The organism is Faecalicatena orotica (assembly GCF_905197545.1).
Taxonomy (GTDB): domain Bacteria; phylum Bacillota; class Clostridia; order Lachnospirales; family Lachnospiraceae; genus Faecalicatena_A; species Faecalicatena_A orotica.
The window spans coordinates 481187-495652 of sequence record NZ_CAJJZH010000001.1 but is presented as its reverse complement, the minus strand read 5'-3'; the positions used below and the strand labels follow the sequence as shown (position 1 = coordinate 495652).

The window sequence follows — 14466 nt, the reverse complement described above, 5'->3', positions numbered from 1 at the left end:
CACATTAAAGTTGAAAAATCCATATGTAAGTAGTTCGGGTATAAACTAACAGCAGGACTTACGCCCTGCTGTTAACCCTGCAGACTCATTCCGTCCCTGCGGGACAGGGGTCTGCTTTCTCTATCGGTTATTTGTTGTATCGTCTGCTTTGTTGTCGTCATTTACATTTTTGTCGTTTGTGTTTCTGTCATTTAAGTTATCCTTTTCAGGACCGTTGTTATCTGTCAGATCATCTGCTGCATTGTCAACGCCGTCTGTGATATCGTCTACTGCATCATCAACAACTCCATCACCGTTTTTATCCCTTGTTCCAGTACCATCGGTAGCATCATTTGTGTCACTGCTGTTTGTTGTATTGTTTGCGCCATCATTTGTATTCTTGTCTGTACCACATGCAGTAACACCGCAGAGAACTCCTGCACACATCATTAATAATAAAAACTTTTTAATTTTTTTCATTTTGTTTCTCCCTTTCCACAAATATTCTTGTGTTAGTAATATTTGCAATTTCGGGATCTTTATGTGTGGGAAAAATTTCTATATTTTTATTTTCTTCTGATAAATTCATAAAATGCAAAGATGATTGATACTACAGTCAGCACAGATACAATCAGTTCTGACATATTATTTGCATAATCAGTCATTTGGGGCTGCACAGCTCCTAGAATAAAAAAGTATACGGTCCAGATCAGTCCCAATACTAAGATCAGCAGTGTGAAAAATGTTAAAAAACGTGAGCCTGCTTTCCATAATTTCTGATATAATAATTTCTGCTTCTCCGTATATTCCTTTTTCCTTATCCGGCTCTTAATTGCACCACATATGACTCCTGCTATTGTACCGACAGACAGGCAGACACATAATAAATATATTTTATGCATTATTTCCTGCCGCCTCCCGCAGTTTCTGCATGGCGCGCTCTTCTATCTGGCGGATGCGTTCTCTGGTAACATTCATCATTCCGCCGACATCCTCCAGTGTATGGGCCTTTCCGTCCTCAAGACCGAATCTCAGGCGGATGACTTTCTGCTCTTTTTCACTGAGTTTTTCCAAAAGCTGTGCCACTTCTTCCTTGCGGATCAGGGATGCGACCGCATCCTCGGGCGTCTTTTCTTCCTCATCCTCTATGAAATCCTCAAGGCTGGATTCACCATCCTCGCCGACCGGAGTTTCCAGAGACAGGGGGTTTTTAAGCAGTGCCTGTATATTCTCTACTTCTTCTGCCGTCCTATCCCCAAGTCTTTTAGCGATCTCTCCTGAAGTCGCATCTCTTCCTAGTTCCTGCTTTAATAACTGAGCCGTCTTCTGGACTTTTCTCATATTTTCTGCCACATGGACCGGAACCCGGATCTCATGGGACTGTTCATCTATCGCACGCATAATGGCTTCCTTGATCCACCACGACGCATAGGTGGAGAAACGGTTCCCCTTCGTGTAGTCAAACTTCTCGACCGCACGCATCAAACCGATATTACCTTCCTGGATCAGGTCCATAAACTGCATACCTCTCCCAGAATAATGTCTGGCTATGGATACGACAAGGCGCAGATTCGCCTCCTCCAGCTGCCGTCTCGCATCCGGGTCGCCTTTTGCGATCCGTTTTCCCAGTTCCTGCTCCTGTCCGGCATCCAGAAGTGGTATCTGCCCGATCTCTTTTAAATAAATCTTCAGCGGCTCTGTTGCCTCCACATCTTCCGGAATGGATAAATCATCTGTCAAAAATTCTTCGTTATTCTCCATACTGTCCCTAATACCTTTCGCCTATATCTTTTCGATAATCTCACCGCTTCGGTAAGCAGCCAGAAGACGTTCCAGATCTTCCACCTGTTCTTTTAAATCTTTTCCGATATCCGTATCTCCTACAAGCCGCCGTTCCATAACTCTTTTGACAACCATATATTCCGAATGAATATCACTTTCCTTCTGAATCGCCGCCTCCGTTGATTCAAACGGCTCATGCGCAACTAAAAGCAGTCCATAGGAATTGTAAATCAGAGTGTAGCCGGCAATGCCGGTCTCCTGCTGGTATGCCTTGGAAAATCCGCCGTCAATTACCAGCACCTTGCCGTCACATTTGATCGGACTTTCACCGTTCTTGCGCTTCACCGGGACATGTCCGTTTACGATGTGGCCGCCGTCCGGGTCAAGGCCAAATTCTTTCATAATATTATCCACAACCTCTTCCTTCTCCAGACGGAAGTAGTAGGGATTCTTTTTCTCTATATGTGTCTCTTTCTCCGCAAGGAAGTATCTCTCAAAAGTCGCCATCTTATCCTTCCCAAACAGTGGTGAATTGGGATGGAGCCAGATGTACCACATCATATCCCTGCCGTTATCCCTGTCCTCCTCGTCAAGTGCAAAAAATCCTTTTCTGAGGTAACGGTCCAGGGCATCATAAAGCGTACGCCCTTTAAACTTTCTTCCGAACAATTCTACTTCCTTTAAGCTGCCGTCATCGTTCAGCGGCACGCATCCATGATACAGGAGGTTATTATTATATACCTTGTAAAGGCCGCCCTTGGCAAGCAGAAAACGCATGTGCTCCTGAAGCTTTTCGCACCCAAGGAAGGCGCGTTCCAGACGTTCCATGACTTCTTCCTCTTCCGCCGAAAGTTTATATGGGTCCTTCGGGTCTATCGTCGGAAAATTCGTATCAAGAAGCTGGTATTCCTTCCCGTTCAGGGTGATGGTTCCCTTTTCATAATCGATCCGGTGCAGAAGCGCCCGGTCATCCAGATGGAAATCCTTCTGCCTCTTAATAATCTGTCCTTCCACCTTGAACTGCAGGATAGAAATTGCCTTGTGCATGCGCAGGTCCATCTCCATCTCGGCCTTGTTCGCCTTCTCCTGTCCCTTCAAAGTAAAGCAGGTACACGGGTCATCACCATAGGTACGGATTGCAAACGTGGCCAGTGGCAGAAGGTTAATCCCGTAACCATCCTCCAGAATATCCAGATTCCCATATCTGGCACAGATCCGGATGACATTGGCGATACATCCGCGCTGTCCTGTCGCAGCCCCCATCCAGAGTACATCGTGGTTCCCCCACTGGATATCAATAGAATGATAACTCATCAGTTTATCCATGATAATATGGGGGCCCGGCCCTCTGTCATAAATGTCTCCGACGATATGTAAGTGGTCCACGACAAGCCGCTGGATTAGTTCAGATATTGCAACGATAAATTCTTCCGCACGTCCGATTCTTATGATGGTCATAATAATTTCATTATAGTAAGATTCCTTATCACTGAGTTCCCCCTTCTCCGTGATCAGTTCCTCGATGACATAGGCAAAATCTTTCGGCAGGGCCTTACGCACTTTCGAACGGGTATACTTGCTCGCCGCACGCTTGCTCACCTCGATAAGACGGTACAGATTGATCTTGTACCAGTCCTCCATATTGCTCTCCACCTTCTTTACCTGTGCCATCTTATCCTTCGGATAATAGATCAGCGTAGCCAGAGACTGCTTGTCCCTTGAACTTAAGGTATTGCCGAACACGTCGTCAATCTTTCTTCTTACAGAACCTGAACCGTTCTTCAGCACATGGGAAAATGCCTCGTATTCCCCGTGGATATCCGTCAGGAAATGCTCGGTCCCCTTTGGCAGGTTCAGGATCGCCTGCAGATTAATAATCTCCGTCGATGCCGCAGCGATCGTCGGATACAAATCAGAAAGACGCTCCAGATATCTTGTCTCCAGATTTTTCATAATACTTCCTCCTAAATCCCCCGTGTGATTAAAACTGAATCACATCACTCATATCATACATGCCAGCCGGCTGCCCTGCCAGGAATTTAGCCGCCTCAACAGCACCTTTTCCGAAAACACTTCTGGAATATGCGGTATGTCTGAACTCGATCACCTCATCCGGTCCGGCAAAGATCACTTCATGATCCCCGACAATGGTTCCTCCGCGTACCGCCGAGATTCCCATCTCTTTTGCATCTCTTTTTCTGCGTACCTGGCTGCGGTCATATACATAAGTATACTCCCCGTTTAATGCTTCATTCATGGAATCTGCCAGAGCCAGGGCTGTTCCGCTCGGTGCGTCGAGTTTCTGGTTGTGGTGCCGCTCCACCAGTTCGATGTCATACCCTGCGGGTCCGAGCACCTTGGCCGCATCTTTCAGCAGTTTCAAAAGGAGGTTGATTCCCACCGACATATTTGCAGACTTCAGAACCGCTACTTTTTTAGAAACTTCTTCCACTTTCCTGAGCTGCTCTTCTGAAAGGCCCGTTGTACAGAGTACGACCGGCACCTGCTTTTCCACGCAGTAATCAAGCAGGGCATCGACTGCCCCTGCGTTTGAAAAGTCAATTGCAACATCCACATCCACGTCACACGCACTGATACTTTCGAAAACCGGATAGTCATTGGCAGTCCCGGTATACGCATCCACCCCCGCGGCAATCTCCAGCTTCTCATCCTCTTTGACCAGCCCTGTGATCATCCGCCCCATTTTCCCATTACATCCATGCATTAAAACTTTAATCATTTTTAACTCCTCCTGTGTATTTTTCATGTTTTTTTCACATTAGATTGCTTCTGATATAAAAAAGGATACCACATTTGAGTACTTTACTCAACTTATGATATCCCTTTAACAAACATAAATTTCCTTTAATTAAGCAAGCTTCAGTCCGAAATCAGCCATTGCTTTTGCAAGTTTTGCTGCATTGGCTTCTGTCATTTCTGTGAGAGGCATTCTCACACCTCCGACTTCCATTCCCATCAGGTTCGCAGCCTTTTTAACCGGAATCGGATTCACTTCGCTGAACAGCTGGTTGATGAGCGGCAATGCTTTCAACTGTAAAGCCCGGCTTCCCTCAATATCCCCTTTGAAGAACATCTCACAGATATCATGTGTCTCCTGAGGTGCGACATTAGATAATACAGAGATTACACCTTTTCCACCAAGGGAAAGCAGTGGCACAATCTGGTCATCATTGCCTGAGTACAGGTCAATGTTACCGTCTGTCATCTGCATAATCTTTGCAATCTGTCCGATATCCCCGGAAGCTTCCTTGATACCGACGATATTGTCAACTTCGCTTACCAGCTGTGCCACAGTAGCCGGTTCGATGTTCATCCCGGTCCTGCTCTTAACACTGTATAAGATAATCGGAGCCTTCGCCTCAGCCGCAATCGCCTTATAATGTGCCACCAGGCCTGCCTGAGTTGCTTTATTATAATAAGGAGTCACAAGGAGCAGTCCGTCCGCACCTGCTTTAGCTGCATCTTTTGACATCTCAATTGCTGTGCGCGTACAGTTGGAACCTGTTCCGGCAATTACCGGAATACGCTTCTTTGTGCGCTCTATTGTAAACTTAATACATTCCATATGTTCTTCTTCTGTTAACGTAGAAGATTCACCTGTCGTGCCACAAATGACAATACTGTCTGTGCCGTTCTCGCAGTGAAAATCAATCAGTTCATCAAGCTTATCGTAGTTAACGCTTCCATCCTCGTGAAATGGTGTGATGATCGCCACTCCGGCTCCTTTAAAAATTGACATATACATCCTCCTAATCTTAAACACTTATCTTTCCAAAGTTTAACATTAAATGCACCTAATGTCAACGTACAGAATGTGCAAAGAGGATTTCCAGAACATACATTTTACTTATTCTTCCATACACTCCAGCTTGCTCACAGAAACCTCATAAGCAATCCGTGTCTGCGTTTCTGTCTCGGATAATTTTTTTACATATTCCCGGCTCTGGATTCTTCCAAGGATCTGTACATGTTCACCTACCTCAAATCCGGATGCATAGCGGGCATTTCTCCCCCAGCAGATGCATGGGATATAATCGGACTTTCCATAGGGCCTGTTCACTGCCAGCAAAAGATCTGCGATTTCTCTTCCAAGCGGCGTTTTGCGGTAAACGGGTCTCTTACAGATATAGCCTTCCAGAAGGATATGGTTCGTTTTTGCCCCGTCCAACTCCTCATCAATAAATTCAACCTCACGTACAAAAACAGATAAAACAAGCCTGTTCTTCTGCTCTTCATGACGGTTGTAAGAACGGAACTGTCCGGAAACCATGATGAATTCCCCTGTGTAATCCTGAGTCACATCAATCAGTCTCTCTGATATCATAAGGGGGATCCGGTCATCGGAATTGCTGAGCCTCTTTACCAGCACATCTACCATATAGAATCCTTCTCCAAAAACCTCGTGGCTGTATGTAAACTTAGATGCCACCTCTCCCATGATTGTTACCTGATTGTTTTCAATAATCTTATCTGACATAATTTTTAGTACTCCCTTCCTCTGAGTGGTATTTTTGAGTCAATACTAAGTCTATGAACATGATATAGGCATTAGACTAAAATTCCCACCTAATTCGTTCGACAAAATATGATAGCGCGGTATAGCGGTACAGCGGGTTTGCGGTTGAAAACACCCTCCACAAAGAGCAGCTTTTAAAGGCAGGCATGACCTGTTTGCTTTTTCACTTCTGCAAGGCTTTTATGCAGATTAAAAAGACCGGATAAAGGGAATGAATCTGATACTTTTTTTCTGGTTTTTTTATTGTTTTAAACACTTCGAAAAGTGGCGATTCCTTTATATTACTGTAAGATTTTGTCGGGAAGTTTTTATATAAATCCAGGAATCCTGGGAATACTTTTTAAGCCGTGCCGCCTCCGAAGTCTGACATATCCCCTTCCCATATGGAAAGTTTTGTGATAGAATAAAAAAGTTGTAACCACATATTATAGTAGAAAGAGTGTTGAAATTATGAAAACAAAGCGTGAAGATGTTAGAAATATTGCGATTATCGCCCATGTTGACCACGGCAAAACCACACTGGTCGATGAACTTTTGAAACAAAGCGGTGTATTCCGTGAGAATCAGGAAGTGGCAGAACGTGTCATGGACTCCAATGATATCGAGAGGGAAAGAGGTATTACGATCCTTTCTAAAAATACTGCCGTATATTATAAAGGTACAAAGATCAATATCATCGATACACCGGGACATGCCGATTTCGGTGGTGAAGTAGAACGTGTTCTGAAGATGGTGAACGGGGTTATCCTCGTTGTCGATGCCTTTGAAGGCGCCATGCCACAGACTAAGTTCGTCCTGAGGAAAGCATTGGAGCTGGACCTGCCGGTTATCGTATGTATCAATAAGATTGACCGTCCGGAAGCAAGGCCGGATGAAGTCATTGACGAAGTGCTCGAACTGTTCATGGATCTGGAGGCTTCCGACGACCAGTTAGACTGCCCGTTCGTATATGCCTCTGCAAAATCAGGTATCGCCGTACTCGACCTGACGGATGATGAGAGGGACATGCAGCCTTTATTTGAAACAATCCTGGATTATATCCCGGCGCCGGAAGGTGACCCGGAGGCCCCGACCCAGGTTCTGATCAGTACCATTGACTACAATGAGTATGTCGGACGTATCGGAGTCGGTAAAGTAGATAACGGCAGAATTGCCGTGAATCAGGAAATGGTGCTTCTGAATCACCATGATCCTGACAAGCAGCAGAAAGTTAAGATCAGCAAGTTATATGAGTTTGACGGGCTGAATAAAGTAGAAGTCAAGGAAGCTTCCATCGGTTCTATCGTTGCAATCTCCGGTATCTCTTCTATTTCAATCGGGGACACACTGTGCTCACCGGAAAACCCGACTGCTATCCCGTTCCAGAAGATTTCCGAGCCGACGATTTCGATGCAGTTTGTTGTAAATGACAGCCCGTTTGCAGGACAGGAAGGAAAGTTCGTGACTTCCCGCCATCTGCGTGACAGACTGTTCCGTGAACTCAACACCGATGTCAGCCTCCGTGTGGAGGAGACAGACAGCGCCGACAGCTTTAAGGTTTCCGGGCGCGGTGAGCTCCACCTTTCTGTTCTCGTTGAAAATATGAGGCGTGAAGGTTATGAATTTGCAGTCAGCAAGGCCGAGGTCCTCTATAAGACAGACGAAAATGGCAAGAAACTGGAACCTATGGAGATTGCGTATGTAGATGTTCCTGATGAATTCACCGGTACTGTCATCGACAAACTCAGCCAGCGTAAAGGGGAACTCCAGAACATGGGAACATCCAACGGCGGCTATACAAGACTCGAGTTTTCAATCCCGTCCAGAGGGCTGATCGGATACCGCGGCGAGTTCATGACAGATACGAAGGGAAACGGAATCCTCAACACAAGCTTCGACGGATTTGCTCCATATAAAGGTGATATCCAGTATAGAAAGCAGGGCTCACTGATTTCATTCGAGACAGGTGAATCTGTCACTTACGGATTATACGGCGCCCAGGAACGCGGAACATTATTCATCGGAGCCGGGGAAAAGGTATATGCCGGTATGGTTATCGGACAGAATGGAAAGGCCGAAGACATCGAGCTCAATGTCTGCAAGACAAAGCATCTGACGAATACCCGTTCTTCCGGTGCAGATGATGCACTGAAGCTTTCCACACCGCGCATTTTAAGTCTCGAAGAGGCACTGGATTTCATCGATACAGACGAACTTCTGGAAGTTACCCCGAAGTCACTGCGTATCCGCAAGAAAATTCTGGATGCAAGAATGCGTAAAAGAAGTAATTTAAAATAGTCAGCCACGATTCTGAACAGTTACAATTTGATAGACCACAGGTTCAAATAAGACAGTCCAATAGGAGAAGAACACATGAAAAAATATGCAAATGCGTTTCTAAAAAGCTTGACAACTGCCTTGGAATTAATCATTGCCGCACTGCTGGCCGCCGGTATTATTATCATGACCGTGCAGCTCATCATGTCTTTCGGCAATCTGACAGACCTGAATGCTTATCCAAATTATGATGATCTATTGACAACATGCTTCAACCTGATCATCGGCGTGGAGATGATCCGTATGTTATATCTCCATACGCCGATGACCGTTTTCGAAGTACTGCTGTTTGCCATTGCGAGGCAGGTCATAATCGACCATTCCTCCCCTATCAACAGTCTCCTCGGTGTCATCGCCATTGCAATTTTGTTTGCAACAAGGAAATTTTTATTCGTAGCTTTCGATGAATCCGAGAGAATCATCTTCCGGTCCAGCCAGAAGGTCCGCCACGTAAACCGCCTCATCCATGCAAACATCCCATATGAGGACGATGAGACTCTTCTGGAGGTAATGATGAAGAAAATGAAAGCCGATGAAGTAGAAGCTGGTGTCGGCGCATGTATCTATTTCCAGAAATTCGGACTCCGCATTGCCAAAATCACAGATGGAAAAATTACTAGAATTGAAGTGATTCGTTCTATACAATAAAGTTTTTCCATGCTATAATATTTACATAATACAGGCGGGATATTATAATCTGTCTGTATAATATGAACAAAAGGAGTTGAGCACATGAATTTTATTATTAGTGGAAAGAACATCGACGTAACACCAGGCTTGAAGAACACTATCGAAGAAAAGTTAGGAAAACTCGAAAGGTATTTCACTCCTGAAACAGAAATCATCGTAACACTCAGCGTGGAGAAAGAAAGGCAGAAAATTGAAGTAACCATCCCGGTAAAGGGAAATATTATCCGTTCCGAGCAGACAAGCACCGATATGTATGTATCCATCGACCTTGTTGAGGAAGTCATTGAACGTCAGCTTCGCAAGTATAAAAATAAACTGGTCGCAAAGAGCCAGGGGCACCCGACAGCAGCATCCAGCGGAAGTAACTTCAAGAAGGAGTTCTTCGAATCCGATGACGAAGGACAGGCAGACGACGATATTCGTATCGTAAGGACCAAGCGTTTCGGAATCAAACCGATGTATCCGGAAGATGCATGCATCCAGATGGATCTGGTTGGACATTCTTTCTTCGTATTCTGCAATGCAGAGACTGATGAAGTAAACGTAGTTTATAAGAGAAAAGACGGCTCTTTTGGATTGATCGAGCCAGAATTCGATTAAATGAATTGATAAGAACGCGAAGGTATCCGACTGCAGCCGGGTACCTTCTTTATTCTTGTTTTCTTTTTTATTCCTGTTCCCAGACCTTGATTTCGTTATCTATTTCTGCAAACCAGCAGGTTCCTTCTCTCCGGATAATGCTTTTTCCATTTGTCCCTTCTGTGATTTTTGCAGCCACCATTTTCTCTTCCTTTTCCGGAACCAGTACCGTCAGCTCTACAGAATCTGTGTAGGCCGTGTCTGTAATATGCAGGCCTGCCTGTCCGAGTATATACTGGATTTTGCCAAGCCCTGTATAATCGGTCTGTATTTTCAGTTTAAAACCGTAAATTCTGGTTATAATCGTACTATGGGCAAGGCCTTCACGGGATGCGGACGTATATGCCCTGACGAGTCCTCCTGTGCCAAGCAGGGTGCCTCCGAAATAGCGTGTAACGATAATCAGCACATTTTCAAGCTTTGCACCCTTTATAACGTCTAAAATAGGCTTGCCAGCCGTGCCGCCCGGTTCTCCGTCGTCGCTTAAGCGTTCCAGTGTCCTGTCCGCCCGGATTACATAGGCCCAGCAGTGGTGTCTGGCATCCCAATACTGCTTTTTTATCTTTTCCAGATACTCCATTGCTTCTTCTTCCGAAGAAACAGGAAATACACTGGATATGAAACGGGACTTTTTTTCGACAATTTCCGCACCGGCGCCCTGATATACTGTTTGATAATCCATAGTTTTCTACCTCTGTCAATGATTTTTCTGCAAAATAGTTATGCTTATGAATATAGGATATAACAAATCAGTAGAAAACCACAAGAAATTATTAAGATTTTTTTAGAAATATGAACTTTTACCGTTTTTTCTTTATTTAGAGAAGTAAATTTGATATAATGAGTGGAATGAATAAAGGAGGATATTATTCATGAATTACGGAAAAGAGAATCTCGATAAGAGAAAGAAGAATATTTCATCAAAAAAGAACATGAAAAAGAAGCGGGTCGGGGTCCGCTTTTTTAAGGCTCTCCTTATCTGTATACTACTTATTGCAGTTATCGGGGCCGGCGGGGTTGGCCTGTTTGTTAAGAAGATTGTCGACGACGCCCCTAAGGTTACTCCTGCAAATGTCAAGCCGTCCGATGAAACATCCTTTGCTTATACAGAGGACGGAAAGTTTCTGGACTCCTTTGTACAAAAAGGTTCTAACAGGGTTTACAAAAACTATGACGAGATACCTGTCAACCTGACTCATGCATTTGTTGCCATTGAGGACGAGCGTTTTTATAAGCATAACGGAATTGACCTTCAGGGAATCCTAAGGGCCGGTGTTGTCGGACTTACTTCCGGTGGTAACTTCTCAGAGGGTGCAAGTACCCTGACACAGCAATTGATTAAGAATAACGTGTTTCCTGAGTTTACTGAGGAAAAGACATTCTATGACAAGCTGAAGCGTAAACTTCAGGAACAGTATCTGGCAGTAGAGATTGAAAAGCAGATGAGTAAGGAAGAGATTGTCGAGGCTTATATGAATACGATCAACCTCGGCCAGAACTGTCTCGGGGTACAGACAGCCGCACAGCGCTATTTTGGCAAGGACGTCTCAGACCTGTCACTTTCCGAAAGTGCTGTCATCGCCGGCATCACGCAGAGCCCGTCCGACTATGACCCGGTCCTGCATCCGGAGGCAAATGAAAAGAGACGGAACAAGGTTTTGAAAAACATGCTGGAGCAGAACTACATTACACAGGCGGAATATGATGAAGCCAAGGCTGAAAATGTTTATGAAAAAATCCAGCAGACCGTGGCTGCAACACCGGAGGACAAGCCGAACTCTTATTTCATAGACAGGCTCTCCCAGCAGATCATAAAAGATCTGATCAACCGGAAGCAGTATACAGAGACGCAGGCATACAATGCACTGTACAGTGGCGGACTCACCATCACTGCAACACAGGACCTGAATATCCAGCAGATCTGTGACGAAGAGGTAGCGAATCCGAACAATTATCCATATAACGTGGAGTATGGTCTCGAATATGCATTGACCGTGACACATCCTGACGGCACGTCCGACAATTACAGCAAAGAGATGCTGGCTAAGTATATTAAAGATACACGCGGCGACCAGTACCCACTTGTATTCTCATCGGAAGATGCAGCCAATCAGGCGATCGCAGAGTACAAGAGCACTCTCGGCATTACGGAACAGGATACGATAGCGGAAAATATCGATATCACACCTCAGCCGCAGACATCTGTCGTTGTAATGGACCAGTATACAGGCAAGGTCAAGGCCATTGTCGGAGGACGCGGCGAGAAGAAGACAAGCCTTTCCCTGAACCGTGCAACAGACTCCCCGAGACAGCCGGGTTCCTGTTTCAAAATACTTTCCACTTATGCGCCCGCACTTGATTCTGCCGGATATACTCTGGCATCAACAATCGACGATGACGCGCCGTTCCAGTATGAGAACAGCACACAGTATGTGGAAAACTGGGACAAGAAATATATCGGCATGACACGTGTCCGTTACGCTATTGAGCATTCCATGAATGTATGCGCAGTCAAGACACTGACAGATATCGGTACACAGACCGGATATGATTCACTCATAAACTTCGGATTCACAACACTTGTTAACTTTGACGGCGACTTTCCTGAATATACAGATGTGGCACAGGCTACTGCTTTGGGTGGTATCACACAGGGTGCCTATAATCTGGAAATGACAGCTGCCTATGCAGCAATTGCAAACGGCGGTGTATACACAGAACCAATTCTGTACACAAAGGTTTTAGACCATGACGGCAATGTCCTTCTGGACAATACCGAACCGGCTACACACCAGGTGATTAAAGATTCCACTGCCGCCCTCCTTACAAGCGCAATGGAAGATGTTATTAACAAGGGAACCGGAACGGCTGCCAGACTGAACAACATGGCTGCGGCAGGTAAGACAGGTACGACAGAGAACAGTACCGACCTCTGGCTCTCCGCATATACTCCTTATTATACATGCAGTGTATGGGGCGGGTATGATTCCAACAAGCCGATGGACAATATGGACCAGGCATGGCATGAAGTCCTCTGGAAGAACATCATGGACCGTGTCCATGCAGACCTTCCTTATAAAGCATTTACAATGCCGACTTCCGTAGAACAGAAAACAATCTGCACACAGACCGGCCTGCTTGCAACTTCTACCTGTCCCCCGCTGACAGAATATTTTGCAAAGGGAACTGCACCGACGCAGAGCTGTCCCGGACATTATGTTCCGAAGAAGGAAGACGAAAAGAAAGACGATGAGAAGAAGGATGATGACAAGAAGGATAACACCGAGAATCCTGATGACGGTGGCAATACCGAAAATCCTGACAATGGAGGCGGTACCGAGAACCCAGACGAAGGCGGTGGAGATGTTCCGACACCTGATCCGGGGACTGATGGAGGCGGCGGAGAGACCACTCCTCCGGCCTGATCGGCTTTAGAAATGAATACAGGCAGGTTAAAAACCTGCCCATACAAGCAAAACAGCAGAGACGATAAGAGCAATTCCTTATCTTCTCTGCTGTTTTATAATTCATAAACACTTGTGAATAGATCTAAACGACTTTACAGTACAAGCTTGGCTGCCCCACATATCCCTGCATCATTTCCCAGTGTTGCCAGTGTAAATTTCACTTCTTTATTTGCAAATAGTGCAGACTCCATATAAGGCTTCTCAATATAAGGGATCAGAACTTCTCCCGCTTTGGACACTCCTCCACCGATTACAAATACAGCCGGATCAGTGACCGCTGCAAGATTTGCGAGTGCACGGCCAAGATAAATACCGAATTCCTCTGCCACTTCGGCGGCAACGAGATCTCCGGCTTTTACCGCATCAAACACGTCCTTCGCTGTCACAGTGTCCCTTACAAGCATCGTATCACGGGTCTCATTCTCAAGCTTTCTTTTAGCCAGACGAACAATCCCTGTCGCAGATGTATACTGCTCCAGACAACCGCGTTTTCCACATCCGCACACTTCCGTCTCGTCATAATTCACACAGATGTGGCCGATCTCTCCGCCGGCTCCATGCGCCCCTGTCACGACTCTGCCTGCAATGATCACGCCGCCGCCAACTCCGGTGCCAAGGGTAACCATGATCATATTCTTCTGGCCTGCCCCGCCGCCTTTCCACATCTCACCCAGAGCGGCTACATTCGCATCATTATTGATCTCTGCACGCAGTCCGGTCAATTCTTCCATCTCTTTTTTCACTTCTTTATAGTTCCATCCAAGATTAGCACTGCCATTGACAATTCCGTCTTCTGTCACTGGTGCAGGTACGCCGACTCCTGCCCCAAGCACATCTTCTTTGTGAATCTGCTTCTCCTCAAGCTTTGCAAGGATGGTTTGTGCGATATCCGGCAGGATCGCCTTTCCTTCCTCTTCCGTGTGGGTCTTGATCTCCCATTTGTCAAGAATCTCCCCTGTTTCCTCAAACAGACCCAGTTTTACTGTAGTTCCTCCGATATCAACGCCAAAACAATACTTCATGATTCTTCTCCTATCTGCCTTTTATGTTCGTTAA

The 14466-nt window shown here is 45.6% G+C and carries 13 protein-coding genes; 4 read left to right on the top strand and 9 right to left on the bottom strand.

Going from position 1 to position 14466, the window contains the following annotated elements:
* Positions 1-120: 120 nt before the first annotated feature.
* The 7 genes from ABIN22_RS02165 to ABIN22_RS02135 form a co-directional block, all read right to left on the bottom strand.
* A complete protein-coding gene (locus ABIN22_RS02165; protein WP_109729522.1) occupies positions 121-459 on the bottom strand; it encodes a hypothetical protein in 339 nt (112 codons plus the stop codon).
* A gap of 86 nt (positions 460-545) precedes the next feature.
* Positions 546-881: a transporter gene (locus tag ABIN22_RS02160; RefSeq protein WP_109729523.1), complete on the bottom strand. Its 336-nt coding sequence runs from the start codon at positions 879-881 to the stop codon at positions 546-548.
* On the bottom strand, positions 874-1740 hold the full coding sequence (locus ABIN22_RS02155) for a sigma-70 family RNA polymerase sigma factor (protein ID WP_346906270.1): 867 nt from the start codon (positions 1738-1740) through the stop codon (positions 874-876). Before ABIN22_RS02155 ends, ABIN22_RS02160 begins: the two co-directional genes overlap by 8 nt.
* Before the next feature lie 21 nt (positions 1741-1761).
* On the bottom strand, positions 1762-3714 hold the full coding sequence (locus ABIN22_RS02150; protein ID WP_346906268.1) for a fructose-1,6-bisphosphatase: 1953 nt from the start codon (positions 3712-3714) through the stop codon (positions 1762-1764).
* 28 nt (positions 3715-3742) lie between these two features.
* On the bottom strand, positions 3743-4501 hold the full coding sequence (gene dapB, locus ABIN22_RS02145) for a 4-hydroxy-tetrahydrodipicolinate reductase (protein ID WP_109729526.1): 759 nt from the start codon (positions 4499-4501) through the stop codon (positions 3743-3745).
* Between the two features lie 129 nt (positions 4502-4630).
* On the bottom strand, positions 4631-5521 hold the full coding sequence (dapA, locus tag ABIN22_RS02140; protein WP_109729527.1) for a 4-hydroxy-tetrahydrodipicolinate synthase: 891 nt from the start codon (positions 5519-5521) through the stop codon (positions 4631-4633).
* Positions 5522-5629: 108 nt separating this feature from the next.
* Positions 5630-6259, bottom strand: coding sequence for a single-stranded DNA-binding protein (locus ABIN22_RS02135; protein WP_109729528.1), 630 nt, complete (start codon positions 6257-6259; stop codon positions 5630-5632).
* Positions 6260-6748: 489 nt separating this feature from the next.
* Between ABIN22_RS02135 and typA the strand changes: the two genes are divergently transcribed.
* The 3 genes from typA to hpf all read left to right on the top strand — a co-directional run bounded on the left by typA (position 6749) and on the right by hpf (position 9904).
* Positions 6749-8575 carry a translational GTPase TypA gene (gene typA, locus ABIN22_RS02130; protein WP_109729529.1) on the top strand — a complete coding sequence of 609 codons (1827 nt, stop codon included), beginning with the start codon at positions 6749-6751 and terminating at the stop codon, positions 8573-8575.
* A gap of 75 nt (positions 8576-8650) precedes the next feature.
* On the top strand, positions 8651-9262 hold the full coding sequence (locus ABIN22_RS02125) for a transporter (RefSeq protein ID WP_109729530.1): 612 nt from the start codon (positions 8651-8653) through the stop codon (positions 9260-9262).
* An 84-nt stretch (positions 9263-9346) separates the two neighbouring features.
* On the top strand, positions 9347-9904 hold the full coding sequence (gene hpf / locus ABIN22_RS02120; RefSeq protein ID WP_109729531.1) for a ribosome hibernation-promoting factor, HPF/YfiA family: 558 nt from the start codon (positions 9347-9349) through the stop codon (positions 9902-9904).
* A gap of 67 nt (positions 9905-9971) precedes the next feature.
* On the opposite strand, the gene ABIN22_RS02115 is transcribed toward hpf, so the two are convergent.
* Entirely contained in the window at positions 9972-10625 is a 654-nt protein-coding gene (locus ABIN22_RS02115) for a YigZ family protein (RefSeq protein ID WP_109729532.1), read from the bottom strand.
* 190 nt (positions 10626-10815) lie between these two features.
* On the opposite strand from ABIN22_RS02115, the gene ABIN22_RS02110 reads away from it, so the two are divergent.
* Complete coding sequence (locus ABIN22_RS02110) at positions 10816-13368, top strand: transglycosylase domain-containing protein (protein WP_346906266.1); 2553 nt, start codon at positions 10816-10818, stop codon at positions 13366-13368.
* 134 nt (positions 13369-13502) lie between these two features.
* Here the strand turns inward: ABIN22_RS02110 and ABIN22_RS02105 are convergent, their stop codons facing one another.
* On the bottom strand, positions 13503-14432 hold the full coding sequence (locus ABIN22_RS02105; protein ID WP_109729534.1) for an ROK family glucokinase: 930 nt from the start codon (positions 14430-14432) through the stop codon (positions 13503-13505).
* Positions 14433-14466 lie beyond the last annotated feature (34 nt).